Source organism: Rhodanobacter glycinis (genome assembly GCF_900114325.1).
Classification (GTDB): domain Bacteria; phylum Pseudomonadota; class Gammaproteobacteria; order Xanthomonadales; family Rhodanobacteraceae; genus Rhodanobacter_A; species Rhodanobacter_A glycinis.
In genome coordinates this window covers 90,317-116,435 of the sequence record NZ_FOSR01000007.1, presented here as the reverse complement: position 1 = coordinate 116,435, position 26,119 = coordinate 90,317, and the positions used below count along the sequence as shown (strand labels likewise).

Genomic DNA, 26,119 nt, shown 5'->3' with positions numbered 1-26,119 from the left:
TCAGAGCTTTTCCATAGTGCACAACAAAGGGTGCTGATGGGAGCGTGAATATTCGTTGACCTGGGTCACCTTGGTCTCGGCCACCTCGCGGGTAAACACGCCGCACACCCCCTTGCCGCGGGTATGCACGTGCAGCATCACCTGGACCGCCTGTTCCTGGTCCAGCGCGAAAAACCCGCGCAATACCTCGACCACGAAGTCCATCGGGGTGAAATCGTCATTGAGCAGCACCACCTGGAACAACGGCGGGCGCATGACCTCGGGGCGCGAGGTTTCGACAGCCAGGCCGCGCTCGTGGTCATGCTCGTGGTCGGGTTCGTGAGCCATGTTGCCTCTGGAAGATATTTCGATGTCGATTATACGCCGCGCCGGATTCGCTCCCGCGCCGGCAACGGCTTGAAGGTGATGGCACAATGACGTCTTTTCCAGCCCCCCTCCCCACCGTGTCCAGCCCACTTTCCCCTGCCAGCGAACGCTGGCGCCCGCATGTCACCGTCGCCTGCATCGTCGCGGACGGCGCACGCTACCTGATGGTCGAAGAGGAAGTGAACGGCCGCCTCGCCTACAACCAACCCGCAGGGCACCTGGACGATGGCGAAAGCCTGGCCCGGGCGGCCGTGCGTGAAACCCTGGAAGAGACCGGTTGGACGGTACAACTGCAGCACCTGGTCGGCGTGCACCAGTGGCGCAGTACCGAACACGGCGACGCGGTGCTGCGTTTCAGCTTCGCCGCCCGTGCGATCAGCCATGATCCGGCGCAACCGCTGGACACTGGCATTCGCCGCGCGCTCTGGCTGAGCCGCGATGAAATCGCCGCACTGGGCGATCGCCTGCGCAGTCCGCTGGTATTGCAGAGCATCGACGCCTGGCTGGCCGGTTCGCGCCTGCCGCTGGACACCCTGCACTGGCTGCCCGATCCGGCCTCGCCATGAAGGTGATGCTGGGCATTTCCGGCGGCGTCGACTCCTCCGTCGCGGCGCTGCTGCTGCAACAGGCCGGGCATGAGGTCGAAGGCCTGTTCATGCAGAACTGGGAGGAGGACGACCGCAACGGCCCCTGTACCACCGATGTCGACCGCAAGGATGCCGTGGCGGTATGCGGCCGGCTGGGCATTCCGTTCCATGCGCGCAACTTTGCCGCCGAGTACTGGGATGGTGTGTTCACCCATTTCCTCGACGAATACCGCGCCGGCCGCACGCCCAATCCCGACGTGCTGTGCAATCGCGAGATCAAGTTCAAGACCTTCCTCGACGAGGCACGCGCGCTGGGTGCGGAAAAGATCGCCACCGGCCATTACGCCCGCGTCGATTGCCGCCGTGGCGAATACCGCCTGCTGCGCGCAGTGGACGCATCCAAGGACCAGACTTATTTCCTGCACGCACTGGGCCAGCCGCAACTGGCGGCCACGCTGTTCCCGGTCGGCGAAATCGAGAAATCCCGGGTGCGCGAACTGGCTCGCGAAGCGGCGCTGCCCACCCATGCCAAGAAAGACTCCACCGGTATCTGCTTCATCGGCGAGCGCGACTTTCGCAGCTTCCTGGCGCAGTACATCCCCTCCCGGCCCGGCGACATGCGCACGCCAGACGGACTGCGGGTGGGCGAGCACCAGGGCGTGATGTATTACACCCTGGGCCAGCGCAACGGCCTGGGCATCGGCGGCCGCACGAACGCCGGTGGCGAACCCTGGTACGTGGTCGGCAAGGATGTCGCCGCCAATGTGCTGTACGTGGCCCAGGGTGGCGAGAACCACTGGCTGAATTCGCAGCGCCTGCGCTCCGAAGCGCCCAGCTGGGTGGCCGGCCACGCTCCGGCGGACCGCTTTCGCTGCACAGCGAAGACCCGCTATCGCCAGGCCGATCAGCCGTGCGAGGTGCAACTGTGCGATGGTGGCCTCGAGGTCCGCTTCGATACGCCGCAACGTGCCGTGACCCCGGGTCAATCGGTAGTCTTCTATGATGGCGAGGCCTGCCTGGGTGGCGCCGTGATTGCCGCCACCGATGCCGCCTACGGCGGCCTGTCCCCACACGAACGAGAGCAGCACAACGGTGTTTGAAGCCTTTGCCATGAATGAAGAGCGCGTGCTCGCGGTTGCCGGCCTGTTCCAGGCCACAGCGCTGGCGCAGCAACTGGCCAACGAAGGCCGCTGCGACGAGCAAGCGCTGGAAGCCAGCCTGAAGAGTGTGTTCCGCATCGACGCGCCGTCGGTCGTGGGCGTCTACGGCAACGTCTCCGGCGTGCGGCTGGGCCTGCGTACGCTGATTGCGCAACTCGACGAAAACGGCCGCGACATGGCGGTGACGCGCATGGCAGTCACGGTGATGCGACTTGAACGCAGCCTGTCATCCCGTCACGAACTGCTGGATCAACTGCAACAAGGCATCGTCGCCGCGCAAAGGCAGGTGGACCACTTCGGCCAAGACTCGCCCCAGGTGATCAGCCGGCTGGCCGCAGTGTATTCGTCGACTTTGTCCACGCTGAAACCGCGCGTGATGGTCACCGGCAACCCGCAGCTGCTGCAACAGGAGACCGTGGTGGAAAAAGTCCGCGCCAGCCTGCTGGCCGCGGTGCGGTCGGCAGTGTTGTGGCGCCAGGTCGGCGGTCGCCAGTGGCAGTTTCTGCTGAACCGTCGCCAGTGCAGCATGCTGGCTCGCGGCCTGCTCACCGGCACCACGCTGGACAACGGCTGAGCCTTTTCGATTCGGCACGATTCCCGCTCCTGCGGGCTCGGCCGGCGCGCCGTCAACGCCGCCAGTTGGTCTGGGCCAGCTCGACCACCTCGTCGCCACGCCCGTTCATGATCGCCTTGAGCATGTACAGGCTGAAGCCACGCGCCTGCTCCAACTGGATCTTCGGCGGCAGCACCAATTCCTGCTTCGCCGTCACCACGTCGACCAGCACCGGACCATCGTGATTGAAGGCACGGCGCAGTGCCGGCTCCAGGTCTTCCGAGGCCTCGACGCGGATGCCCAGCACGCCCATCGCGTTGGCCATCGCGGCAAAATCCGGATTCGCCAGATCGGTATTGGTATCCAGGTAACCGTTGGCTTTCATCTCCATTGCCACGAAGCCCAGCGAGCTGTTGTCGTAGACGATCACCTTCACCGGCAACTTCAGTTGAGCCAGCGTGATGAAGTCGCCCATCAACATGGCGAAACCGCCATCGCCTGACAGCGAAATCACCTGCCGCTGCGGGAAGGCCGCCTGCGCGCCGATCGCCTGCGGCATCGCGTTGGCCATCGAGCCGTGGTTGAACGACCCCAGCAAGCGACGCCGGCCATTCATCTGCAGGTAGCGCGCAGCCCATACCGTCGGCGTGCCTACATCGGCGGTGAAGATGGCATCCTCGGACGCCATCTCGTTGACCAGCCGGGTCAGGTATTGCGGATGGATGGCCCGCCCCGCCGGCGACGGCACGGCCAGATCGTCCAACCCTTTGCGCGCGGCGACGTAATGCTTGCGGGCGGTTTCGAGGAAGCGACGATCGGTCCGCTTCTGCAGCCGCGGCAGCAGGGCCCGCACGGTTTCGCCCACATCGGCGACCACGCCCAGATCCAGCCGCGCGCGACGCCCCAACGCCGAGGGATCGCAATCGACCTGCACCACCTTCGCCTTGCCCGGATAGAAATGCCGGTATGGAAAATCGGTGCCGAGCATCAGCAAGGTGTCGCAATTCAGCATCGCGTGATAGCCCGAGCTGAAACCGATGAAGCCGGTCATGCCCACGCTGAAGGGGTTGTCCCATTCAACGTATTCCTTGCCGCGCAGGGCGTGCACCACGGGCGCGCCAAGCGCATCGGCCAACGCCACCACTTCGTCATGTGCATCGGCACAGCCGCTGCCGCAAAGAATGGTGACCGCGCCGCCGTCGTTCAGCACGCCGGCCAGATGATCCAGATCGGCATCGTTCGGCAGCATCCTTGGCGGCGTCAGCGCGGGCCAGTTGCCCAGCGGCGCCACGGCTTCCTGCAAGGCCACGTCACCGGGAATCACCACCACGGCCACGCCGCGCTGCAGGATCGCCGCGCGCATGGCCCGGTGCAGCACCTGCGGCATCTGTGCCGGGTTGGTCACCAGCTCGACGTAGTGGCTGCATTCCTTGAACAGTTCCTGCGGATGGGTTTCCTGGAAATACTCCAGGCCGATCTCGGAGGACGGGATGTGCGCGGCGATCGCCAGCACCGGCACGTGGTTGCGGTGACAGTCGAACAGCCCGTTGATGAGATGCAGGTTGCCCGGACCGCAACTGCCGGCGCACACCGCCAGCTCGCCAGTCACGGCGGCTTCGGCACCGGCAGCGAAAGCCGCCACTTCTTCGTGCCGCACATGCATCCACTCGATGCTTTTCAGGCGGCGCAGGCTGTCGTTGAGGCCATTGAGGCTGTCGCCGGTGACGCCCCAGATGCGTTTGACGCCAGCCTGGGCGAGCGTGGCGGCCATCTGGTCGGCGAGCGTGATCTTGGGCATGACGGTTCTCCGCGGGGAATGGAAAAACTATGCGCCCGACCAGCCATCGTCGTCTAATATATGGAATTATCGAATTCGATATATTTTCGAGAATAACAAAGGCCAGACAACGTGGAATTGCGGCATCTGCGCTACTTCGTCGCCGTGGCGACCGAACGTCACTTCACCCGCGCCGCCGCCCGCCTGGGGATCGGCCAACCACCGCTGAGCATGCAGATCCGCCAGCTGGAACGGGAACTGGGCGTGCGCCTGTTCCGCCGGCTGTCGCGCGGGGTCGAGCTGACCGAGGCCGGCCAGTTGCTGCTGGAACGGGCCGAATCGATCATGGCGCAAGTCGAGCAGGCCAAGACCGACGTATTGCGACTGGCACGCGGCGAGTCGGGACGCTTGCGACTGGGTTTCGCCGGCGCCACCTATTTCCAGCCACGGGTGCCGGCGCTGATCCAGAGCTATCGCGAACAGCACCCCGATGTGCAACTGCTGCCCGAGCAGAGCAATACGCCGGCGCTGATCGAAGGCCTGCACGCCAACACCATCGACCTGGCCTTCATCCGCCCACCCATCGAAGCCGATGACGCACTGGTGGTCGAAACCCTGGTGGAAGAGGACATGCTGGTCGTGCTGCCACACCGGCATCCGCTCGCGGTCAAGGCCGAGGCGATTTCGCTGGAGGCACTGGCCGGGGAAACCTTCATCCTGTTTCCGCGCGAGATCGGGCACGGGCTTTATGACGCCGTGGTCGGCGCCTGCCATCGTGCGGGCTTCAGTCCGAAACTGGGACTGGCGGCGCCGCAGATATCCTCGATCATCCCGATGGTCGAGGCCGGCTTCGGCGTCTCCGTGGTACCGCGCTCGGTGAACCGGATCAACGGCCCCGAGGTGACCTACCTGCCGATTGTCGGCGACATGCCGCGTGCACCGATCGCCCTCGCCTACCGACGCGATGACCGTTCGGCGGCCGTGCAGCATTTCGTCACGCTGGCCCGGCTGGGGATGCGCGAAATATCCCGGTGAACGACAGACGGCAAGCTACTTGCCGACCGATTTCCTGGCTGCGGATTTCTTGCCGACGGTCTTCTTCTCGACGGCCTTCGCCGGTGCCAGCTTGCGCAGTACCGGCAGCTGACCCGCCAAGGTCAGCAGCAGATGGCCGAAGGCGGCAATGTCCTCGCGCCACGGCATGGCTTCGCGCCAGTACAGGTCGATCTCACGACCCTGCCCCGGCCCCTTGAGCTTGGCCAGGGTGATGTCGGGAATCGATGCCAGCCGCTCCCGTGCCAGCGCCGGCACCAGTGCATAACCACCACGCAACACCACCAGCGCGGCCAGGCTTTCCAGGCTGACATCCTGCACATGACCATGCTCGGTGCCATCGCCGGGCATGCCGTCGGCATGGTTTTCGGCCATCAGCGTGGCATCGCCGGCATCGAGCTGCTCCAGTGCCACGTGGCGGCGACCGGCCAGCGCGTGGTCGGCCCGCAACATCAGGTCCCACGGCTCGAAGAACAACGGCCGCACCGCGATGCCGCTGGCCGCTTGCATCGGTGGCGCCAGCACCGCATCCAGCTCGCCCTCGTGCAAACGCCGCAGCAGGCCACGCGGCTTGCCTTCGGAAAGGCTCAGGCGCGCGCCTGGAAAATGCTGCGGAAACGGGCCGATCAGATGCGGCAACAGATACGGCCCCAGCGACGCCGGCACGCCCAGCCGCAATTCCCCGCCAAACGCCACCGCACCACTGCGTGCGGTCTGCTGCAGGAGTTCGGCCGCGCCCAGCACGGCATCGATCTGCAGCAGCAGTCGCTTTCCGCCGGCCGTGGGCACGATCTTGCGCCCGCCGCGCTCGAACAACGGCGTGCCCAACGCCTGCTCCACCTTCTGCACCTGGTGCGACAAGCCGGAGGGACTGATGTGCATGGCGCGTGCCGCACTGTTGAAGCTGCCGTGACGATGCACGGCCTGCACCAACGCCAGGTCACGCAGCGAGACGGCCGCAAGGGTCAACGAAATCATCGAATGCTGCATGTCATGAAATGCGTTTGTGCGTGATGGCCCGGGGCGCCATGCTATGCGGTGTACCCACCGCATGCCCGCCGATGATGCAGTCTACCGGTCGGCATTGGTGTTGCCGCAAGGCCCGCGCATGAACCGACACCTCTCTACCGACTGACGGCGGCGCGGCGTTTGCGCGATAATTGCGGTCTTTTCCGGCTCGGACGGCGTTTGTCAGCCGCCGACCTTCCCCATCCCAGCCGCAGGATTCAGCCAGGAGCACGTCCCCATGAAAGACACCTTTTCCGTACGCGACACCCTCGAGGTCAACGGCAAGAAGTACGCCTTTGCCAGTCTGGCCAAGCTGGGCGAACGCTTCGACCTGAAGCGCCTGCCGTATTCGATGAAGATCCTGCTGGAAAACCTGCTGCGCCATGAAGACGGCAGCGAGGTCACCTCGAAGGAAATCGAGGCCGTGGCCCAGTGGGACGCGAAGAAGGAGCCGGATACCGAGATTTCCTTCATGCCCGCGCGCGTGCTGCTGCAGGACTTCACCGGCGTGCCGTGCGTGGTCGACCTGGCGGCGATGCGTGACGCGATGAAGTCGCTGGGCGGCGACCCGACCCTGATCAACCCGCTGTCGCCGGCCGAGCTGGTGATCGATCACTCCGTGCAGGTCGATGTGTTCGGCAGCGAAGACGCGCTGGAAAAGAACGTCGCCATCGAGTTCGATCGCAACCAGGCCCGCTACAGCTTCCTGCGCTGGGGCCAGAAAGCCCTGACCGATTTCAAGGTGGTGCCGCCGCGTACCGGCATCGTGCACCAGGTCAACCTGGAGCATCTTGGCCGTGTGGTCATGGCCAATGACGTCGACGGCCAGCAGTGGGCCTACCCGGATACCGTGTTCGGTACCGACTCGCACACCACCATGATCAACGGCCTGGGCGTGCTGGGCTGGGGCGTGGGCGGCATCGAGGCCGAAGCCGCCATGCTGGGCCAGCCGTCCTCCATGCTGATTCCGCAGGTGGTCGGCTTCAAGCTGTCCGGCCGTCTGCCGGAAGGCGCCACCGCCACCGATCTGGTGCTGACCGTGACGCAGATGCTGCGCAAGCAGGGCGTGGTCGGCAAGTTCGTGGAGTTCTTCGGCCCGGGCCTGCAGCATCTGGCACTGGCCGATCGCGCCACCATCGGCAACATGGCTCCGGAATACGGCGCGACCTGCGGCATCTTCCCGGTCGACGCCGAGTCGCTGAAGTACCTGCGCCTGTCCGGCCGCAGCGACGAACAGGTCGCGCTGGTCGAAGCCTATGCCAAGGCCCAGGGTCTGTGGCACGACGAGAACAGCCCGCACGCCGAATTCAGCGCCACGCTGGAGCTGGACCTGGCCGACGTCAAGCCGTCGATGGCCGGCCCGAAGCGCCCGCAGGATCGCGTGCTGCTGACCGACGTCAAGAAGAACTACAACGAGAACGTGGGCGCTACCACCGCCAACCGCAACGGCGCCGAAGCCCGCTTCGCCAACGAGGGTGGCGACACTGCCGTCGGCCATGACCAGAGCCAGAGCGCTCCGGGCCAGCATGTTTCGATGAACGGCAAGGATTTCAACGTCAATGATGGCTCCGTGGTCATCGCCGCGATCACCTCGTGCACCAACACTTCCAACCCCGCCGTGATGCTGGCTGCCGGTCTGGTCGCCAAGAAGGCGGCGGCACGCGGTCTGAAGGCCAAGCCGTGGGTGAAGACCTCGCTGGCGCCGGGTTCCAAGGTGGTCACCGATTATCTGGAAAAGACCGGCCTGCTGACCGAGCTGGAAAAGACCGGCTTCTTCCTGGTCGGCTACGGCTGCACCACCTGCATCGGCAACTCCGGTCCGCTGCCGCAGGAAATCAGCAAGGCGATCACTGCCGGTGATCTCACCGTGGGCGCCGTGATCTCCGGCAACCGCAACTTCGAAGGCCGCGTGCACGCCGAAGTGAAGATGAACTACCTGGCCTCGCCGCCGCTGGTGGTGGCCTACGCCCTCGCCGGCTCGCTCAACCTGAACCTGACCACCGAGCCGCTGGGCCAGGACAAGGACGGCAAGGACGTGTTCCTCAAGGACGTCTGGCCGAGCAACCAGGAAATCAGCGACCTGATGGCCAGCGCGGTCACCTCGGACATGTTCAAGAAGAACTACGCCGACGTGTTCAAGGGCGACGAGCGCTGGAATGCCATCGCCTCGCCGGACGGCGCGCTGTACGCGTGGGACGAGAAGTCCACCTACATCAAGAACCCGCCCTACTTCGACGGCATGACGATGGAAGTGGGCAAGGTCGAGGACATCCACACCGCCCGCTGCCTGGGCCTGTTCGGTGACTCGATCACCACCGACCACATCTCGCCGGCCGGCTCGATCAAGAAGGACTCGCCCGCGGGCAAGTTCCTGATCGGTCGTGGCGTGGAGCCGAAGGACTTCAACTCCTACGGTTCGCGTCGCGGCAACGACGACGTGATGGTGCGCGGCACCTTCGCCAACATCCGCATCAAGAACCAGATGCTGGACGGCGTCGAAGGCGGCTTCACCCGCCACGTGCCCAGCGGCGAGCAGATGGCAATCTATGACGCCGCCATGAAGTACAAGGAAGCGGGCACCCCGCTGGTGGTCCTCGCCGGCAAGGAATACGGCACCGGCTCGTCGCGTGACTGGGCCGCCAAGGGCACCCTGCTGCTGGGCGTGAAGGCGGTCATCGCCGAAAGCTTCGAGCGCATCCATCGTTCGAACCTGGTCGGCATGGGCGTGCTGCCGCTGTGCTTCAAGGACGGCGAGAACGCCAAGTCGCTGGGCCTGACCGGCAACGAGAGCTTCGACGTCACCGGTCTGGACGACGGCAATGCGAAGCAGGCCAAGGTGGTGGCCACCGCCGAAGACGGCAGCAAGAAGGAGTTCACCGTCAAGGTGATGCTGCTGACCCCGAAGGAGCGCGACTTCTTCCGTCACGGTGGCATTCTGCAGTACGTGCTGCGTCAGCTCGCCGGCAAGAAAGCCGCCTGAGCCAAGCCGCATGTCGCGTTGAAATGAAAAGCCGCCTCGACTTCAGTCGGGGCGGCTTTTTTCATGCGGGAAAATACCCGGCCGACATGCGTCCGAACCATCCGCCATCCCTGCCCGCGGCTTGCCGCTGTACGCGCGCGTATGCTCCAATGCCAGCAGGGGATATCGCCACCATCACATGCCTTGGCGATCAAGATCAGGAGTCGACATCCATCATGAGCAACGAGCGTCCGTGGCTTGACCACTACCCGGCTGGCGTACCCACGCAAATCGACCTGGATACCTATTCCTCGATCGTGGCGGTGCTGGACGAAGTCTTCGAACGCTTCCGCGACCGCCCTGCCTTCAGCAACTTCGGCAAGCAGCTGGATTATGGCCAGATCGACGCGCTGAGCCGCCAGTTCGCCGGCTATCTCACCGGCGTGCTGAAACTCGGCAAGGGCGACCGCATCGCGATCATGATGCCGAACGTCCTGCAATACCCGATCGCCCTGTTCGGTGCGTTGCGCGCCGGGTTGATCGTGGTCAATACCAATCCGATGTACACCGCCCGCGAACTGAAGCACCAACTCGAGGACTCCGGTGCCAAGGCCATCGTGGTGCTGGACAATTTCGCCTCCACGCTGCAGCAGGTGGTCGCCGACACCGAGGTGAAGCACATCATCACCACCGGCATCGGCGACCTGCTCGGCTTCCCCAAGGGCGCACTGATCAACTTCGCGCTCAAGCACGTGAAAAAAATGGTACCGGCTTACCACCTGCCGTCGGCAGTGCGTTTCCGTGATGCGTTGGCGCAGGGCAGCGCGCATTCGCTGTCGAAGGTGGAACTGGGCCACGACGACATCGCTTTCCTGCAGTACACCGGCGGCACCACCGGCGTGGCCAAGGGCGCCATGCTCAGCCACGGCAATATGGTCGCCAACATGTTGCAGGCCGGCTCGTGGATCGGCAAGAACGCGAAGGAAGGCGAGGAAGTCATCATCACCGCGCTGCCGCTGTATCACATCTTTTCGTTGTGCGCCAACGGCCTGGTGTTCATGCGTCTGGGCGGCCTGAACTGGCTGATCACCAATCCGCGCGACATGCCCGGCTTCGTCAAGGAACTGAAGAAATCGCGCTTCACCGCACTGACCGGCGTCAACACGCTGTTCAACGGCCTGCTCAACACCCCGGGTTTCAGCGAGGTGGATTTTTCGCGCCTGCACCTGACGCTCGGCGGCGGCATGGCCGTGCAACGCGCGGTGGCCGAGCGCTGGAAAAAGGCTACCGGCTGCACGTTGGCCGAGGCCTACGGCCTCACCGAGACCTCGCCCGCCGCATGCATCAATCCGCTCGACCTGAAGGCATACAACGGCTCGATCGGCCTGCCGATTCCCTCCACCGACGTGGCGATCTGGTCCGAGGACAACCAGCCGCTGCCGGTCGGTGAAGTGGGCGAACTGATGGTGCGCGGCCCGCAGGTAATGAAGGGTTACTGGAAGCGCCCCGAGGAAACCGCCAAGGTGCTTGGCGCCGATGGCTGGTTGCACACCGGCGATATCGCGAAGATGGACGCCAACGGCTACTTCTATATCGTCGACCGCAAGAAGGACATGATCCTGGTGTCCGGCTTCAACGTGTACCCGAACGAAGTCGAGGACGTGGTGATGCAGCATCCCGGCGTGCTGGAGGTGGCGGCCGTCGGTGCGCCGGACGAACATTCCGGCGAAGTGGTGAAGCTGTTCGTGGTACGCAAGGACCCGGCCCTCACCGCCGATGCGCTCAAGCAGTTCTGCCACGACAATCTCACCGGCTACAAGCGTCCGAAGATCATCGAGTTCCGCGACTCGCTGCCGAAGAGCAACGTGGGCAAGATCCTGCGTCGTGAATTGCGCGACGAGAAGAAAGCTGCACCCGCGACCTGAGTTTCAGCGCACCCGCACATGAAAACGCCCGCGAAAGCGGGCGTTTTCATGTATTCCGTCGAGGAGCGCCATCACTCGTCCTGCCACAACTCCAGGATATCGGCGTAGCCACCCAGCAGGTTCCACAACGGCACCTGCTTGTCTTCCGGGATATGCGTGTAAGCAAAACCGATATGGCGGGCGGACACCCGCGCCACCTGCGCCTCCAGATGGATGTGCAGGTCGTGTCCGAAGATCATGTCCAGCACCCAGCTCTGGCCGGATTCACCATTCCAGCCCAGTGGTCGACGCAACAACACGCCCGTCGCCGAAATGTCCACCAACTCGGTGGGGTGCGATTCGTCGCCGTGGCTCATCAGCACCGTGGTCTGGATGCGCATGCGCGCTGGGCGCAGTTGCTCCTTGCTGGAACCATCCCTGGCTTCGTCATCGGTCATGGTCATGCACTTCATCTCCGTTCGCGCCGCGAATCCTGCGACACGCCTGGTATTTTCCCGGCTTCATCATGCCGGGCAGGATGCAATGCGCGGGGCTGACGTCCCATTCGCACCGATTCCCGCCGGCCCCTCCCCTGGGCGCAAACAACATACAGACAACACCCGTTGAACCGAAGCAAGCAAAGCGTGTGCCACATCACGGAATCCCGATTCCATCGCTCGCCTCGACGTCGCAGGCACGCGGGCAGGCCGGAATCGACGCAACGTGTCACATGCTGCCCTTGCCCATCGCCCCGCCCGTCAACAACCGGCCATCCGCCCACTGGACTTGCCGCCGCGCAACCATTACCCTGTGACCCACGCGTAGGTTCGTGGGCAACCGCTGTTCGACATATCCGGCAGCCGCCGCGACCACCGATTCCGTAGTCGACCGCTTGAACCGCTCGCGACGCCCGCGCGTCGCGCTGCCTCGTGCCCGTACCGTGGCTTGCCGGCCCGGCCCGTGCACAGGGCGACCGCAGCAAGACCGCCTGACCGAAGTCGCGCCATGCGCCTTCATCTCGCCGGCCCGCCGCGATACCGCCCTTGCGCTGCGACAGGTATCGAACAGGCCTTTCCATCCGGGGACGGATGCCTTTCGGGGTTCCCGCCCACCAGTGGGAAGGCTCCGGGTGTACTGAAAGCACTGCCCAGCCGCACCGAGCGGCCCGACGACATGCATTGATGAGTACTGAGCCAGAGTCTCAGCCGGTTGAACCAGTCCAAGGCGCCTTCGCGCCGGTCCCGCAGCAGCAGGAAATGCCGCTGGCGATCGTGCGTGGCGAACCGATCCTGCAGATGCCGCAGGACCTGTACATTCCGCCGGATGCCCTGGAAGTCATCCTGGAAGCGTTCGAGGGACCGCTGGATCTTTTGCTTTACCTGATTCGCCGGCAGAATCTGGACATCCTGGACATCCCGGTTGCCGAGATCACCCGGCAGTACATGACCTACATCGAGCTGATGCGCGATGTGATGCGATTGGAGCTGGCGGCGGAATACCTGCTGATGGCCGCGATCCTGGCCGAGATCAAGTCGCGCCTGTTGCTGCCGCGACCGCCTGCCGAGGAAGGTGTCGAAGAGGATCCGCGTGCCGAACTGGTACGCCGCCTGCAGGAGTACGAACGCTTCAAGAAGGCGGCCGAGGACATCGAGGCCCTGCCCCGGCTGGAGCGCGACACGGCCGTAGCCCAGGCCGACACCGGCGAGCGCAACGTCATCAAGGTGCCGCCGCCGCTGGATCTGAAGGAAATGCTGCTGGCGCTGAAGGATGTATTGCGCCGCGCCGAATTGTTCGGGCACCACGCCATCAAGCGCGAGGTGCTCAGCGTACGCCAGCGCATGAGTGAGCTGCTGAGCCGGCTGGACCATGTCGGGTTCAGCCGTTTCGAGACGCTGTTCGACGTCAGCGAAGGCCGCCTCGGCGTGGTGGTCACGTTCCTGGCCATGCTGGAGCTGGCCAAGGAAATGCTGATCGAGATCGTCCAGGAGGAACCGCTTGCGCCGATCTACGTGAAGGCCAAGGCCGACTCCCACGAGACAGCCGCCGAGCCCATCGACGAAGACACGGCCGACATTCCGGCATCCGCCGCCGAGTAACACCGGCTTTCGACCAACCGCACCATCGGACATCCGCATCCAGACCAGGCCATGCAGATCGAGCAAATCAAACCGATTATCGAGGCAGCCCTGCTTGCCGCCACCCAGCCGCTGACGGTGATGCATCTGGGTGACCTGTTCGTCGAAGACGACGAGGTCGCCCGCGACGACATCGCCCGCGCACTGGAGCTGCTGGCAGAAGACTGCCAGGGCCGCGGCGTCGAGCTGAAGGAAGTCGCTTCCGGCTTCCGCTACCAGGTCCGCCAGGATGTGCATCCGTGGGTCTCGCGGATGTGGACCGAGCGTCCCAGCCGCTATTCGCGCGCCCTGCTCGAAACGCTGGCGCTGATCGCCTACCGCCAGCCGATCACCCGCCCGGAGATCGAACAGATTCGTGGCGTGGTGGTCTCCTCCAACATCATCAAGACGATGGAAGAACGCGAATGGATCCGCGTGGTCGGCCATCGCGACGTACCCGGCAAACCGGCGCTGTTCGGCACCACCCGCGCCTTTCTCGACTACTTCAACCTGAAATCACTGGACGAACTGCCGCCACTGTCCGAAATCCGCGACATGGAAGATCCCCAGCTCCGCTTCAACGACGAGCCGTTGCCCGCTCGCGTGGTGAAGGACCTGCCGATCGACCCGGACGAGGAAATCGCCGACGGGGAAGCCACTGACGGCGAGGCGGCCACCCCGGCTTCCATCGACGAGAGCACGGCTATCGCCAGCGCCATCGATATGGACGAAGCCAGCTCCGAAAACACGCTCGACGCCACGCCCGACACCGGCGTCGACCATCCCGATTCCACGGCCGAAACCACCCTGGCCGCTCCCGACACCGACGTTTCCGCCGCCCACGAAGCGGATGCCACGGACGCCGATCCATCCATCGCCACTGCCGCCGAGGCAGCGGACCGCGCGGACGCCGACGACGGCGACGCCGAGCAAGACACCAAGGAGTACCGCGCATGACTGCGCCGCAAAAATCCGTTCTGACCCTGAAGCGCGAACCGCGCACCGAAGAAATCGCCGCACTGGAAGAGCGCCTGCACAAGGTGCTGGCCAATGCCGGCCTCGGCTCGCGCCGCATGCTGGAACAGCGCATCCTGGCCGGTGAAGTCGAGCTCAACGGCAGCCCTGCCGGCACCGGTGCCAGCGTGCATGCCGGCGACCGCGTAGTGCTGGACGGCAAGCAATTCGTCGTTTCCACCGACAGCCGCGACAACGCCGAAGTGCTGATCTATCACAAGCCCGAAGGCGTGATGAGCACCCGCGACGATCCCGAAGGCCGCCCCACCGTCTTCGAACAGCTGCCGCGCCTGAAGGGTGCGCGCTGGGTCGCCGTCGGCCGTCTCGACATCAATACCACCGGCCTGCTGCTGCTCACCACCGACGGTGAACTGGCCAACGCACTGATGCACCCCAAGAGCGGGCTGGAGCGCGAATACCTGTGCCGCGTGCACGGCGAAGTGCCCGACGAGATCATCGAGAAGCTCAAGGCCGGCGTGGAACTGGAAGACGGCCCTGCCCGCTTCGACGAAATCGCCGTGATCAGCCGTGGCGGCAGCCACAGCTGGTTCCGCGTGGTGATTCGCGAGGGCCGCAACCGCGAAGTGCGCCGCCTGTGGGATTCGCAGGGTTACCTGGTCAGTCGACTCAAGCGCATCCGCTACGGCGGCATCGAATTGCCGCGCTTGCTGCGTCGTGGCGACTGCGAAACCCTCGGCGAAGACGCCGTGAAGCAGTTGCGCGAAGCCGGCGGCCTGGGCGCGCCGCAGCCGGTGCTCACGCTGAGCCCGGTGCTGCACCAGCGCCGTGCCAACCGCAACATCACCGAATACCGTCCCGAAGGCAGCGCACCCGCGGCCTGGAGTGGCGCCTATCACGACGAAGCCCGCGAGCTGCGTGCATTCGACCGGATTCGCGAAGAGCCCACCCGTGGCCGCCAGAAACCGCGCAAACCGGGCAAGGAAGTGAACGGCAACGTCGCTCGCCCCGAACGGGCGCCAAGCGCCGGCCGTGGCCGCGGCAAGCGCGGCGTGGCACCAGGCCAGGAGCTGCCGTCGGTGCGCACCTGGTTTGCCGGCGAAAGCCGTGAGGGTGCCGGCCGACCAGGCGCCAACCGTGGCAACGCAGGCGGCCGGCCGGCTGGCGCCGGCAACCGCGGCAACGCAGGTGGCAAACCGGCCGGCGCCGGCAACCGCAGCGCGGGCAACAGCCCGTACGCCGGTTTCGGCGGTACCAGCGGCAAGCCTCGCGCCCACGGCGGCGGCAACCGCCCCGGCCAGAATGCCGGCGGCCGCCCGCAGAACCGTGGTGGCAAGCGCCCGTCGAGCCCTGGCGGTCGTCCGCAAGGCGGCGGTGGCGGCGGTCGTGGCGGCAACCGCTCCGGCAACCGTTAAGCCGAGGCCGCGATGATCCGCATCTACCACAACAACCGCTGCTCCAAGTCGCGCGCCACGCTGGCGTTGCTGGAGCAGCGGGGTGAGCCGCTCGAGGTCGTCAACTACCTCGACACCCCACCCAGCGCCGCCGAGCTGAAAACCCTGCTCGGCCTGCTGGGGATGCCCGCACGGAAGCTGCTGCGCACTGGCGAGGACGACTACAAGACGCTCGGACTGGATAATCCCGAGCTCGACGACGACGCCCTCGTCCAGGCCATGACCACGCATCCAAAGCTGATTGAGCGCCCCATCGTGGTCGCCCACGGCAAGGCCGCGATCGGCCGTCCACCCGAGGCCGTGCTGGCGATCCTCTGAGCCATGCGTCAACGGCTGATGGAAGCCCACCGCGCCTGACAGCCCAAGCGATGCCAACACCGAAAAGCCGAAGGGCCGCTCTCGCAAGCGGCCCTTCGGCTTTTTTGATGCCCCCGATCAAGTCGCCGGGAATGGCGACTCAGAGGTGGCTTTGCGTCGCCGGATCACCCACCTTCGCGCTGGCATCGCCGCGCGGCGGCGGCGGGGGCGGCGGCGTGTTGCCGGTCGGTGTCGCCTTGTCCCAATCCGCCGGCGGACCGGGAACGCGCCCGTCCATGATGTCGTCGATCTGGCGCGCGTCGATGGTTTCGTACTCCAGCAACGCGCCGGCCATCACATGCAGCTTGTCGATATTCTCGGTAAGCAGGCGCTTGGTGCGGGCATATGCCGTATCGAGGATCTCGCGCACCACTTCGTCGATCTTGCGCGCGGTTTCATCGGAAACACTCTTGTGCTGCGTCACCGAACGGCCGAGGAACACCTCGTCCTCGTCTTCGCCGTAGGTTACCGGACCGAGCTTGTCGGACAGGCCCCACTTGGTGACCATGTTGCGCGCCATCTTGGTGGCCCGCTCGATGTCGTTGGAGGCACCGGTGGTGACCTTGTCCTCGCCGAAGATCAGCTCTTCGGCCACGCGCCCGCCATACAGCGAGCACAACTGCGACTGGATCGCCACGCGGTTGATGCTGTACTTGTCGTTTTCCGGCAGGTACATGGTGACACCCAGCGCCCGGCCACGCGGAATGATGGTGACCTTGTAGACCGGATCATGCTCGGGCACCAGGCGGCCGACGATGGCGTGGCCGGACTCGTGGTAAGCGGTGAGCTTCTTCTCGTCCTCGCTCATCACCATCGAGCGACGCTCCGAGCCCATCAGGATCTTGTCGCGCGCCTTGTCGAGATGGCTCATGCGCACTTCGCGCGCATTCTCGCGGGCGGCGAACAACGCGGCCTCGTTGACCAGGTTGGCCAGGTCGGCGCCGGAAAAGCCCGGCGTACCGCGTGCGATCACCATCGGCACCACGTCACTGGCGGTGGGCACCTTGCGCAGGTGCACCTTGAGGATCTGCTCGCGCCCCTTCACGTCCGGCAAGCCGACCACCACCTGCCGATCGAAACGGCCCGGGCGCAGCAGCGCCGGATCGAGCACGTCCGCGCGGTTGGTGGCCGCGATGACGATGACGCCTTCGGTACCCTCGAAACCGTCCATTTCGACCAGCAACTGGTTCAGGGTCTGCTCGCGCTCATCGTGACCACCGCCGAGGCCGGCGCCGCGATGGCGACCCACCGCGTCGATCTCGTCGATGAAGATGATGCACGGCGCGTGCTTCTTGGCCTGCTCAAACATGTCGCGCACGCGGCTGGCGCCGACGCCGACGAACATCTCCACGAAGTCCGAACCGGAGATCGAGAAGAACGGCACCTTGGCCTCGCCCGCAATGGCCTTGGCCAGCAGGGTCTTGCCGGTACCGGGCGGGCCGACCATCAACACGCCGCGCGGAATCTTGCCACCCAGTTTCTGGAACTTGCCCGGGTCGCGCAGGAACTCGACCAGCTCGCCAACCTCTTCCTTGGCCTCGTCGCAACCGGCCACATCGGTGAAATTGACCTTGATCTGGTCCTCGCCCTGCAACTTGGCGCGCGAACGGCCGAAGCTCATCGCCCCGCGGCCGCCACCGCCGCCTTGCTGCATCTGGCGCATGAACCAGATGAACACGCCGATGATCAGGATCACCGGCAGCCAGCTCACCAGCAAGCTGATCAGCGAGAAGCTGCTCGCCGAATCCTGGCTCACCGTGACGCCCTTGTCCTGCATCTGCTTGACCACGCCATTGGTGGAGAAGCCGAGCACCGGGGCGATGGTGCGATAGGCACTGCCGTCTTTCAGCTTGCCGCTGATCGTGGCGGGATTCTCGGCGCTGATCGAGGCCGTGGCCACGTTGCCGTTGTCCACGCTCTGCACGAAGCTGCTGTAGGGCAGGTCGGACGAGCCGCTGCCGTGCGGGTTGAAGCTCTGGAACACCGTGATCAGAACGATCGCGATGACCACCCAGAGCAACAAGGTTTTGACTGTTTCGTTCATGCGCGGTTCTCGCCGTTTTGCCCGCCCGTGGCCTTTCGCCCCGTGGCAAGCGCATATACCTCACGCGAACGTGCGCGCGAGGCCTTGGGTTTACGCATGGTCACGCGCGTGAAGTCCGCGCGCAAGCTGCGCAAGTAATCATCGAAGCCGGCGCCCTGGAAAAGCTTGATCAGGAACGCGCCGCCCGGCTTCAGCCAGTGCCGGGAAAAATCGAGCGCCAGCTCGGCCAGGTCCATCGCCCGGATCTGGTCGGCCAGGGCCACACCACTCATATTGGGGGCCATGTCCGACAGCACAAGATCCAGCTTCTGGCCGTCCAGCCGGGCTTCCAGCTCGTGCAGCACGCTTTCTTCACGGAAATCGCCCTGCAGGAAGTCCACCCCGCCAATCCCCTGCATCGGCAGGATATCCAGCGCCACCACGGTACCGGTGTCGCCCAGCCGCTGGCGCACCAGCTGCGACCAGCCACCGGGAGCCGCGCCGAGGTCCACCACGCGCATGCCGGGCTTGAGCAGGCGATCGCGCTCGATCAGCTCCTCCAGCTTGAATACGGCGCGCGAACGCAGGCCGTCGGCCTGCGCCTTCTTTACGTAGACATCATCGAAGTGCTCCCGCAGCCAGCGGGAACTGCTTTTGCTGCGAGACATGGTCGGCAACGGCCACAGATAGGGGGAATGAGGTCTGCATGATACCCTTTGCCGTCCCCTGACCGCGAATCCGAGACTGAACGCATGGCCCTTTCCCCCTCGCAGCGCCGTTACCTGCGCAGCCTCGCCCACGACCTGAACCCGGTCATCCTGCTGGGTGCCAAGGGCGCCACGGACGCCGTGCTCAAGGAGCTGGACGGTGCGCTGAGCCATCACGAACTGGTCAAGGTGAAGCTGTCCGGCGGCGACAAGGCCGAACGCGACGCCCAGATCGACTTCCTTGCCGGCGGCACCGGCGCCGAGAACGTGCAGCAGATCGGCCACGTGGTGGTGCTGTTCCGCCGCAACGAGGACGAGCCGAAGCTCGCCCTGCCACGCTGAAGGCCGCGCCATGGATCTCTCGCTCGAACACAACGGCGACTATCTCCATGTGCGCCGCGTGAGCGAGCGCAGCGTCACCGTGGTCGACCGCGAACTGGAACGCAGCTTTCTGCTGACGCCGGATCGCGCGATCGAGGGCTGGCCGGTCACCGACGCCAGCACACTCGACGCCGCGCACATCGATGTCATCCTTGAACTGCAGCCGGAGCTGGTACTGTTGGGCACCGGAACCCGCCAGGTATTTCCGGCGCCAGCGTTCATGGCCGGCTTCCTGCGCAAGGGCATCGGCATCGAAGTGATGGACAACGCGGCCGCCGCGCGCACCTACGACCTGCTTGCCGGCGAAGGGCGGCACGTCGTGGCCGCCTTCATCCTGCCGGCAGCCTGATCGGCGCAATCAACCGCAGGCCAGTTCGCAATGGACTGGCCTGACCGCGGATCGCATCAGCGCGACGGCAGGTAATCCAGCGGATCGACCGGATTGCCATCCTTGCGGATCTGGAATTCCAGCTCGTCGCGCGAAGCACCGGTGGAACCCATCTCGGCAATCTCCTGCCCCGCCTTCACGTGCTGTCCTTCGGTCACCAGCCGCTTGCGGTTGTGCCCGTAAGCCGACAGGAAGCTGTCGTTGTGCTTGATGATGACCAGCTCGCCATAGCCGACCAGGCCATTGCCGCTGTAGACCACCACGCCGTCGGCGGCCGCACGGACCGGATCACCCGCCTTGCCGGCAATCTCGATACCGGGAATGGCATCGCTGCTCTGGAAACGCTTCAGCAGCGCTCCCGAGACGGGCCAATGCCAGACCACGCCGCCGGCCGAACGACTGCCGCCGGTGGACACGACCGGCGCGGTCGATGCCGGCGGCGGCACGGCATGCACCGGCTCGCCCGCCACCGGAACCGTGGTGGAGGCGACGTGTGCAGGCGCTGGCAGCTTTGTTGGCGCGGGTGGCGTCACGACATGGGCTGGCGCGGTTGAACCCACCGGCTCGAACACCGGCGCAGCCGCATGTGGTGCCACTGCAACCGCATGCGTCGGTTCCGGATGCGTCGCTGCCACCGCCGCCGAAGATGCAACGGCATGCCCCGGCGACAGGTGCAGTACTTGCCCCGGCCAGATCGTGTAAGGCGCGGCTATGCCGTTCCAGCTGGCCAGGCTGCGGAAATCCACGCCATTGCGGAAGGCGATGGAATAGAGCGTATCGCCCTTCTTCACCCGATACGTGCCGTCGTGGGCACGCGCCTGTGCCGTCGGCGCAGACGTGTGTGCCCCGGGTGCGGGCTCGACCACCACCGTACTGCACGCCGCCAGTGCCGAGATCAGGCCGGCAGCCATCAGCCATCGCGTCATTCCATTCATGCGTATCAGCATAGCGGGGGTCGTTCCTGTTTTCATCGCAAGCCGAACCACCAGATGGCCAACCCAGCCAGGATCGCCAGCGCGGCCCAGCCGATCGTCTCGATATGTTTGTGCAGCATGCGCTCGGCGCGCTCGCCAAACCAGCGGATCAGCAAGGCCAGCAGCCATACCCGCTTGCCGCGCCCCAGCGCCACGCAGACCAGGAACGGCAGGATCGGCACGCCGACGATGCCCGATGCCCAGGTCACGAACTTCATCGGCACCACGGGCTGCAAGGCGGCAAGGAACAACACCAGCAGCAGGCCCAGCCAGTGCTGGTTCATTTGCGTGCGCAGTTGTTCCACGCCCTGCTCGATCGGTGCCAGCACATGCAGCGCCTCAAGCACCGGACTCAGCGCATGGAACGCCCAGTGCCCCAGTGCGTATCCGACCAGTGAACCGAGCAGCGAAAACAGCAGGCTGATGTTGGCGTAGAAGAACGCCCGGTGCCGCTTGCCCAGCATCATCGGCGCCAGCATCACTTCCGGCATGATCGGGAAAATGAAGGCTTCGACGAAGCTCAGGCCGCACAGGTAATAGACCGCACGCGGGTCGCGCGCCCAATTCAATGCGCGCGCATACAGGTTGCCGAACAGCCGCATCAGCCGATGCCGCCAAGCAGCGGCACGAAACTCACCGCCCCGAGTTCTTCCTGCACGAAATCGCCCTGCCCGTCGCCGCGCATGCGCAACAGCACCTGGCTGCTGGGCGAACCGACCGGCGCCACCAGCACGCCGGTGGGGCTGAGCTGGTCCAGCAAGGCCGCGGGGATCGCATCGCCCGCCGCGGTGAGGATGATCGCATCGAATGGCGCCTCATCGGCCCAGCCCAGCTTGCCATCGTCATAACGCGAGCGGATGTTGGTCAGGCCTAGCTGGCGGAAGCGCCGGCGCGCCTGGCGCAGCAGTTCCTCGATGCGTTCGACCGTGTAGAGCTGCCCGACCAGTGCGGCCAGCACCACCGCCTGGTAACCCGAGCCGGTACCGATCTCCAGCACCTTCTGCGGCGGCGCCTCGCCGCGCAGGTCGAAGTGTTCGAGCAGCGCCTCGGTCATCCGCGCGACCACCCACGGCTGCGAAATGGTCTGGCCGTGGCCGATCGGCAGCGCGGTGTTCTCGTAGGCGCGCGCGTGCAAGGCCTGGTCGATGAAATGGTGTCGCGGCGTGTTGCGGATCACGTCGATCACGCGCGCATCGCGGATACCGCTTTCCTTGAGCTGCGCGGCCAACCGGTCGCGTGCGCGCTGCGAGGTCATGCCCTCGCCTTTCAGGGCCGATGCGGGCAATGGATGGACATTCATCGCTCAAGCCGCCTTGTGGCCGGCATCGGCCATGTTGTCGGTGAGCGATTCCATCCAGCTGCTGACCTTGTCCAGCGCCTGGAAGCGGGTGAGATCGACATGGATCGGCGTGACCGATACGAAACCCCGTCGCACGGCATTGAAGTCCGTGCCGGGACCGGCGTCGTCGATATCCCCGGCCGGCCCGATCCACCAGACCTGTCGCCCGCGGGGATCGGTCTGCTCGATGCAGGGCGCGGAACGATGCCGGCGTCCCAGCCGGGTCACTTCGAAACCGTGGATTTCGCTCCACGGGAGGTCGGGCACATTGACGTTGAGAATGGTGTCGGCCGGCAGCGGGTCGACCAGCAGTCGCCGCATCAGCAGCAACACCGCCTGTGCCGCCGAGTCGTAATGTTCGCCCTTGTGATCATGGCTGACCAGCGACACCGCGATGGCCGGCAGGCCGAGGAAACGGCCTTCCATCGCCGCCGAGACGGTGCCCGAATAGATCACGTCATCGCCGAGGTTGGCGGAATTGTTGATGCCGGAGACCACGATCTCCGGCTCCTCGTCGAGCAATCCGGACAGCGCCAGGTGCACGCAGTCGGTCGGGGTGCCGGCGACGCGGTAGCGGCCGTCGTCCATGCGCGTTGCCCGGATCGGCACGTCCAGCGTCAGGGAATTGCTGGCGCCGGAACGATCCCGGTCGGGTGCCACTACCGTTACCTTGCCAACCGCACCGAGGCGATCGGCGAGCACGCGGATGCCGATCGCATCCACGCCGTCGTCGTTGCTTACGAGAACTCGCATGATCATCCGTAAAGAGCTTCAACAGCATGCAGCCGGCATGGCGGCGCACGCACCTTCGATATCCCCCGAGTCTACCGGAGCGGTCAAGCGGTTTCACGACATCCGCCCGCGCATGCCACGCCCCGGCAACCGCCATCCAGCGATTTTCGCGTGGCCGGATACTGCCCGAGTCCATGATTTGCCGCGCCGGGCCGCCCCGCGTCGGGTCGCCCGCGGCAATCGCACCACGGCCCGCGACTTTGGTTAGCATGGCTGCATGAAACGCCGAGCTCCCGCCACGATCAGCGACGACGACGCGCGCCTGTTCCGCGAAGCGATCGGCGAGGTGCGCCGGATCGATCCGGTACCGCTGCCGCCGAGCCTGCCGAAACCGCTGCCGCACCCGCGCATGTTCGAGGCGGACGAGGCCGCCGTGTCCGGCGAGCTGCTGGACATGGCTTTCGACCCCGCCTCGATGGAAGTGGGCGAAGAGCTCAGCTATCTGCGCGACGGCTATCCACCCCACCTGCTGCGCCGACTCAAACGCGGCCAGTTCAGCGTGCAGGACGAACTGGACCTGCACCACATGAATGCCGCCGCAGCCCAAGCCAGCATCGTCGCCTTCCTGGCCGAGGCACGCCAGCACGACCTGCATTGCGTGCGCATCGTGCACGGCAAGGGATTGCGCTCGAAAGCCGCCGGCCCGGTACTCAAAGCCCTCACCGACCGCCTGCTGCGCCGACGCGACGACATCGTGGCATTTGCCTCGGCCCGGCCGGCACAAGGCGGAACGGGGGCGGTGATCGTGCTGCTCAGGCACTGAGCAGCACGATTGGGCCATGGATGGCCCAACGTCTGGCAGGCGCTTCGTGCCTGCCAGACGGAGCCCGGAACGGGCGAGTCGCCAAAGTGCAGGACGCACTTTGGCGACCATCAAAAGCGGCGCTCTTGATTGATGAGTCGTCTATAAAGTTGCCGCCAACTCCCGCATCACCACCGTCGCATAAGCCCCGGCCGGCAACTCGAATGCCAGTTCCAGCGCATCGTCGGCCAGCCAGCGCCATGTGAGGTTCTGCGGCAGCAGACGCAATGCCCGACGCTCCTGGTCCATGCGTGCGGCGACCAGGCCATCGGCCAGGTCGGTATTGGCCGCAGCCAACTCGCGCTCCAGTTCAGCCACTTCGCCACTGCTCGGCGGTTCGCCCTGTCCCCACAGCGGGCCGGACGGATGGATGTCGCCGCGCGCCAGGCGCTCGGCCAGCGCATCGGTAAACGGCTCCGGGCCGAACCAAGAACGTGAACCGGCCAGCGACCAGATTTCGCCATCCAGCGGCGCATCCCACGCGCCACGCTCGACCCGCGCGGCCAGCACGGCGTTGAATATGTGTGAACGCGCAGCGGACAACAGGATGGAGCGCTTGGCACGGTCCATCCTGCGCCCCGCGAACATCGCCCGCGCCTGGGCCAGGTTGCCGCCCTCGCGCCCGAAGCGCTGCTCGCCGAAATAGTTCGGCACGCCGCGCGCGGAGATCTCGGCCAGCACCTCCTCGGCACGCGCACGGTCGCCCTGCACTTCACGCAGCACCAGCACGAAGCGGTTGCCGCGCAAGGCGCCACGCTTGAGCTTGCGCGAATGGCGTGTGGCTGCCAGCACCTTCACTTCGGCGTGCGGGAACGTCGACCAGTCCGGGTCCGGCTTGCCCGCCAATTGCACGGTGAAGGCCTGTCGCGTCACTGCATGGCGATCCTTCAGGCCGGCATAACCGACGTTGAGCGGTGGCACGCCGGCGAACTTTGCCAGTTCGCGCGCCACCCAGTCGGTATTGGCTTCGCGCTTTTCCACCCACAGCAAGGCGTGTTCGCCGCTGCCGTCGGCGTCGTAACCGAGGATTTCCTCGACCCGGAAATCCTCGGGGGTGCTGCGCAGACGCGCAGTGAGGGGTGGGGTTTCGGCGTGGGCGCGGGGGAGCTCGTAATCGGACATCGTTGCCTCGAAATGCAGGGTTGCCATCCAGCGTGCAGGCCCGGATCAAGCGCTGAAAACGGTTCGGCTTTCGCGACAACCCGATCTGTTCGCTGCCGGATGACCCACCCTTCGGTTGTTGAAAAGCGCCTCCGCGCCTGTACCGGGATGCCGAGAAAAGGTCAGCGGCGTTCCAGCAGCACGCAGGCCTGGGCGGCGATGCCTTCGCCGCGACCAGTGAAGCCGAGTTTCTCGGTGGTGGTGGCCTTGATGCTGACGCGGCCGATGTCGCACTCGAGGTCAGCCGCCAAGTTTTCGCGCATCGCCTGCGCGTGCGGACCGACCTTCGGGGCCTCGCTGATCACGGTGACATCGGCATTGCCCAGCGCGTAGCCGTGTTGCGCCATCAGCATCGCCGCGTGACGCAGGAACTGGCGGCTGTCGGCATGGCGCCAGCGTTCGTCGCTCGGCGGGAAATGCTGGCCGATGTCACCTAGCGCCAGCGCACCGAAGATCGCGTCGCACAGCGCGTGGATCACCACGTCGCCATCGGAATGCGCCACCACGCCACGATGATGCGGCACGCGCACGCCACCCAGCGTGACGTGGTCGCCCTCGCCAAACGCATGCACGTCGAAACCCTGGCCAATGCGCATCGTCATGTGGTCCTCGCCAGCAGGAATTCGGCCAGCGCGAAATCGGCCGCCGTGGTCACCTTGATATTGTCCTCGGCGCCTTCGACGAGCAAGGGCGCAAAGCCGGCGAGCTCCATCGCCATCGCCTCGTCGCTGACCTGTACGCCCTGTCGCGAGGCTTCGCGCAATGCGGCACAAAGCGCAGCACGACGAAACATCTGCGGAGTAAACGCGCGCCAGCGCCGGTCGCGCGATTCGGTGCGCTCGCTATGTCCCGCTTCGTTGGCATGTTTCAGCGTGTCGCGCAGCGGCGCGCCGAGCAGGCCACCTTCCGTGGCACCGGCTCGCTCGATCAACCGCTCGATATCGGCCAGCCGCACGCACGGACGCGCGGCATCGTGCACCAGCACGAAGTCCTCGCCGGCCACGTCGGTGGGCAGGGCATCGAGCCCGGCCAGCACGGAATCACAGCGCTCGGCACCACCGATCGCCGTGTGCACCGGCTTGCCATTGAGCGCGAACGTGCCCGGCCAGTGTTCATCGTGCGCGCCCAGCACCACCATCAAGCCGGCAATGCGCGGATGCACAGCCAACCGCTTCAGCGTGTGCTCGATCAGCGGGCGACCGGCCAGCGGCAGGTACTGCTTCGGGCAGTCGCCGCCGACCCGCGTGCCACGGCCAGCTGCCGGCACCACGCACCACAACCTGGCCAC

General features: G+C 65.5%; 26 protein-coding genes. 13 read left to right on the top strand and 13 right to left on the bottom strand.

Features of this window, described 5'->3' with window-relative positions; translation table 11 throughout:
• Window positions 1–327, bottom strand: coding sequence for an ATP-dependent Clp protease adapter ClpS (gene clpS, locus BMY90_RS09435; RefSeq protein WP_008209752.1), 327 nt, complete (start codon window positions 325–327; stop codon window positions 1–3).
• Window positions 328–413: 86 nt separating this feature from the next.
• Here clpS and BMY90_RS09430 point away from each other — a divergent pair, with 86 nt between their 5' ends.
• The 3 genes from BMY90_RS09430 to hflD are packed head-to-tail and all read left to right on the top strand — an operon-like array spanning window position 414 to window position 2,687.
• Window positions 414–932, top strand: a complete 519-nt coding sequence (locus BMY90_RS09430) for an NUDIX hydrolase (RefSeq protein ID WP_092703486.1) — start codon at window positions 414–416, stop codon at window positions 930–932.
• The gene (gene mnmA, locus BMY90_RS09425) at window positions 929–2,053 is read left to right on the top strand and encodes a tRNA 2-thiouridine(34) synthase MnmA (RefSeq protein WP_092703484.1); all 1,125 of its coding nucleotides are present in this window, start codon (window positions 929–931) and stop codon (window positions 2,051–2,053) included. The genes BMY90_RS09430 and mnmA overlap by 4 nt, the downstream gene beginning before the upstream one ends.
• Before the next feature lie 10 nt (window positions 2,054–2,063).
• A complete protein-coding gene (gene hflD, locus BMY90_RS09420; RefSeq protein WP_008209756.1) occupies window positions 2,064–2,687 on the top strand; it encodes a high frequency lysogenization protein HflD in 624 nt (207 codons plus the stop codon).
• Between the two features lie 52 nt (window positions 2,688–2,739).
• Here hflD and poxB read toward each other — a convergent pair whose 3' ends face one another.
• Window positions 2,740–4,464: a ubiquinone-dependent pyruvate dehydrogenase gene (gene poxB / locus BMY90_RS09415; RefSeq protein WP_092703482.1), complete on the bottom strand. Its 1,725-nt coding sequence runs from the start codon at window positions 4,462–4,464 to the stop codon at window positions 2,740–2,742.
• 111 nt (window positions 4,465–4,575) lie between these two features.
• Here poxB and BMY90_RS09410 point away from each other — a divergent pair, with 111 nt between their 5' ends.
• Window positions 4,576–5,478 (top strand): LysR family transcriptional regulator, encoded by a 903-nt coding sequence (locus BMY90_RS09410; protein WP_008209759.1) that lies wholly within the window; start codon window positions 4,576–4,578, stop codon window positions 5,476–5,478.
• A gap of 15 nt (window positions 5,479–5,493) precedes the next feature.
• Here BMY90_RS09410 and BMY90_RS09405 read toward each other — a convergent pair whose 3' ends face one another.
• A complete protein-coding gene (locus tag BMY90_RS09405) occupies window positions 5,494–6,486 on the bottom strand; it encodes a LysR family transcriptional regulator (protein ID WP_008209762.1) in 993 nt (330 codons plus the stop codon).
• A gap of 256 nt (window positions 6,487–6,742) precedes the next feature.
• Between BMY90_RS09405 and acnA the strand changes: the two genes are divergently transcribed.
• Window positions 6,743–9,484, top strand: a complete 2,742-nt coding sequence (acnA, locus tag BMY90_RS09400) for an aconitate hydratase AcnA (protein WP_092703480.1) — start codon at window positions 6,743–6,745, stop codon at window positions 9,482–9,484.
• A 215-nt stretch (window positions 9,485–9,699) separates the two neighbouring features.
• Window positions 9,700–11,388 carry an AMP-binding protein gene (locus BMY90_RS09395; protein ID WP_092703478.1) on the top strand — a complete coding sequence of 563 codons (1,689 nt, stop codon included), beginning with the start codon at window positions 9,700–9,702 and terminating at the stop codon, window positions 11,386–11,388.
• Window positions 11,389–11,459: 71 nt separating this feature from the next.
• Here the strand turns inward: BMY90_RS09395 and BMY90_RS09390 are convergent, their stop codons facing one another.
• Window positions 11,460–11,831 (bottom strand): PilZ domain-containing protein, encoded by a 372-nt coding sequence (locus tag BMY90_RS09390; RefSeq protein ID WP_008209768.1) that lies wholly within the window; start codon window positions 11,829–11,831, stop codon window positions 11,460–11,462.
• A 717-nt stretch (window positions 11,832–12,548) separates the two neighbouring features.
• On the opposite strand from BMY90_RS09390, the gene BMY90_RS09385 reads away from it, so the two are divergent.
• From BMY90_RS09385 to arsC, 4 genes are read left to right on the top strand one after another with little or no spacing between them, the layout of a single operon-like run.
• Window positions 12,549–13,463, top strand: coding sequence for a segregation and condensation protein A (locus tag BMY90_RS09385; protein WP_425438653.1), 915 nt, complete (start codon window positions 12,549–12,551; stop codon window positions 13,461–13,463).
• Window positions 13,464–13,514: 51 nt separating this feature from the next.
• A complete protein-coding gene (gene scpB / locus BMY90_RS09380) occupies window positions 13,515–14,438 on the top strand; it encodes an SMC-Scp complex subunit ScpB (RefSeq protein ID WP_092703474.1) in 924 nt (307 codons plus the stop codon).
• On the top strand, window positions 14,435–15,868 hold the full coding sequence (locus tag BMY90_RS09375; RefSeq protein WP_092703472.1) for a pseudouridine synthase: 1,434 nt from the start codon (window positions 14,435–14,437) through the stop codon (window positions 15,866–15,868). The genes scpB and BMY90_RS09375 overlap by 4 nt, the downstream gene beginning before the upstream one ends.
• A 12-nt stretch (window positions 15,869–15,880) precedes the next feature.
• Window positions 15,881–16,225, top strand: coding sequence for an arsenate reductase (glutaredoxin) (arsC, locus tag BMY90_RS09370; protein ID WP_092703470.1), 345 nt, complete (start codon window positions 15,881–15,883; stop codon window positions 16,223–16,225).
• 139 nt (window positions 16,226–16,364) lie between these two features.
• On the opposite strand, the gene ftsH is transcribed toward arsC, so the two are convergent.
• Window positions 16,365–18,308 carry an ATP-dependent zinc metalloprotease FtsH gene (gene ftsH, locus BMY90_RS09365; RefSeq protein WP_175481545.1) on the bottom strand — a complete coding sequence of 648 codons (1,944 nt, stop codon included), beginning with the start codon at window positions 18,306–18,308 and terminating at the stop codon, window positions 16,365–16,367.
• Window positions 18,305–18,955, bottom strand: coding sequence for a 23S rRNA (uridine(2552)-2'-O)-methyltransferase RlmE (gene rlmE / locus BMY90_RS09360; RefSeq protein WP_008216188.1), 651 nt, complete (start codon window positions 18,953–18,955; stop codon window positions 18,305–18,307). Before rlmE ends, ftsH begins: the two co-directional genes overlap by 4 nt.
• An 84-nt stretch (window positions 18,956–19,039) precedes the next feature.
• Between rlmE and yhbY the strand changes: the two genes are divergently transcribed.
• Window positions 19,040–19,336 carry a ribosome assembly RNA-binding protein YhbY gene (gene yhbY, locus BMY90_RS09355; protein WP_008216190.1) on the top strand — a complete coding sequence of 99 codons (297 nt, stop codon included), beginning with the start codon at window positions 19,040–19,042 and terminating at the stop codon, window positions 19,334–19,336.
• Window positions 19,337–19,346: 10 nt separating this feature from the next.
• Window positions 19,347–19,724: an Mth938-like domain-containing protein gene (locus BMY90_RS09350; RefSeq protein ID WP_092703468.1), complete on the top strand. Its 378-nt coding sequence runs from the start codon at window positions 19,347–19,349 to the stop codon at window positions 19,722–19,724.
• Between the two features lie 56 nt (window positions 19,725–19,780).
• Here BMY90_RS09350 and BMY90_RS09345 read toward each other — a convergent pair whose 3' ends face one another.
• From BMY90_RS09345 to surE, 4 genes are read right to left on the bottom strand one after another with little or no spacing between them, the layout of a single operon-like run.
• Window positions 19,781–20,689 carry a peptidoglycan DD-metalloendopeptidase family protein gene (locus BMY90_RS09345; protein ID WP_092703466.1) on the bottom strand — a complete coding sequence of 303 codons (909 nt, stop codon included), beginning with the start codon at window positions 20,687–20,689 and terminating at the stop codon, window positions 19,781–19,783.
• A 41-nt stretch (window positions 20,690–20,730) separates the two neighbouring features.
• The gene (locus BMY90_RS09340; RefSeq protein ID WP_008216196.1) at window positions 20,731–21,339 is read right to left on the bottom strand and encodes a YqaA family protein; all 609 of its coding nucleotides are present in this window, start codon (window positions 21,337–21,339) and stop codon (window positions 20,731–20,733) included.
• Window positions 21,339–22,037: a protein-L-isoaspartate(D-aspartate) O-methyltransferase gene (locus BMY90_RS09335; RefSeq protein WP_092703464.1), complete on the bottom strand. Its 699-nt coding sequence runs from the start codon at window positions 22,035–22,037 to the stop codon at window positions 21,339–21,341. Before BMY90_RS09335 ends, BMY90_RS09340 begins: the two co-directional genes overlap by 1 nt.
• 3 nt (window positions 22,038–22,040) lie before the next feature.
• The gene (gene surE, locus BMY90_RS09330) at window positions 22,041–22,829 is read right to left on the bottom strand and encodes a 5'/3'-nucleotidase SurE (protein WP_037102272.1); all 789 of its coding nucleotides are present in this window, start codon (window positions 22,827–22,829) and stop codon (window positions 22,041–22,043) included.
• Between the two features lie 256 nt (window positions 22,830–23,085).
• Here surE and BMY90_RS09325 point away from each other — a divergent pair, with 256 nt between their 5' ends.
• A complete protein-coding gene (locus tag BMY90_RS09325) occupies window positions 23,086–23,631 on the top strand; it encodes a Smr/MutS family protein (protein ID WP_092703462.1) in 546 nt (181 codons plus the stop codon).
• Window positions 23,632–23,772: 141 nt separating this feature from the next.
• Here BMY90_RS09325 and truD read toward each other — a convergent pair whose 3' ends face one another.
• From truD to ispD, 3 genes are all read right to left on the bottom strand, one after another.
• The gene (gene truD / locus BMY90_RS09320) at window positions 23,773–24,792 is read right to left on the bottom strand and encodes a tRNA pseudouridine(13) synthase TruD (protein WP_092703629.1); all 1,020 of its coding nucleotides are present in this window, start codon (window positions 24,790–24,792) and stop codon (window positions 23,773–23,775) included.
• A gap of 161 nt (window positions 24,793–24,953) precedes the next feature.
• Window positions 24,954–25,427 carry a 2-C-methyl-D-erythritol 2,4-cyclodiphosphate synthase gene (gene ispF, locus BMY90_RS09315; RefSeq protein WP_092703627.1) on the bottom strand — a complete coding sequence of 158 codons (474 nt, stop codon included), beginning with the start codon at window positions 25,425–25,427 and terminating at the stop codon, window positions 24,954–24,956.
• 2 nt (window positions 25,428–25,429) lie between these two features.
• The gene (ispD, locus tag BMY90_RS09310; protein ID WP_425438652.1) at window positions 25,430–26,119 is read right to left on the bottom strand and encodes a 2-C-methyl-D-erythritol 4-phosphate cytidylyltransferase; all 690 of its coding nucleotides are present in this window, start codon (window positions 26,117–26,119) and stop codon (window positions 25,430–25,432) included.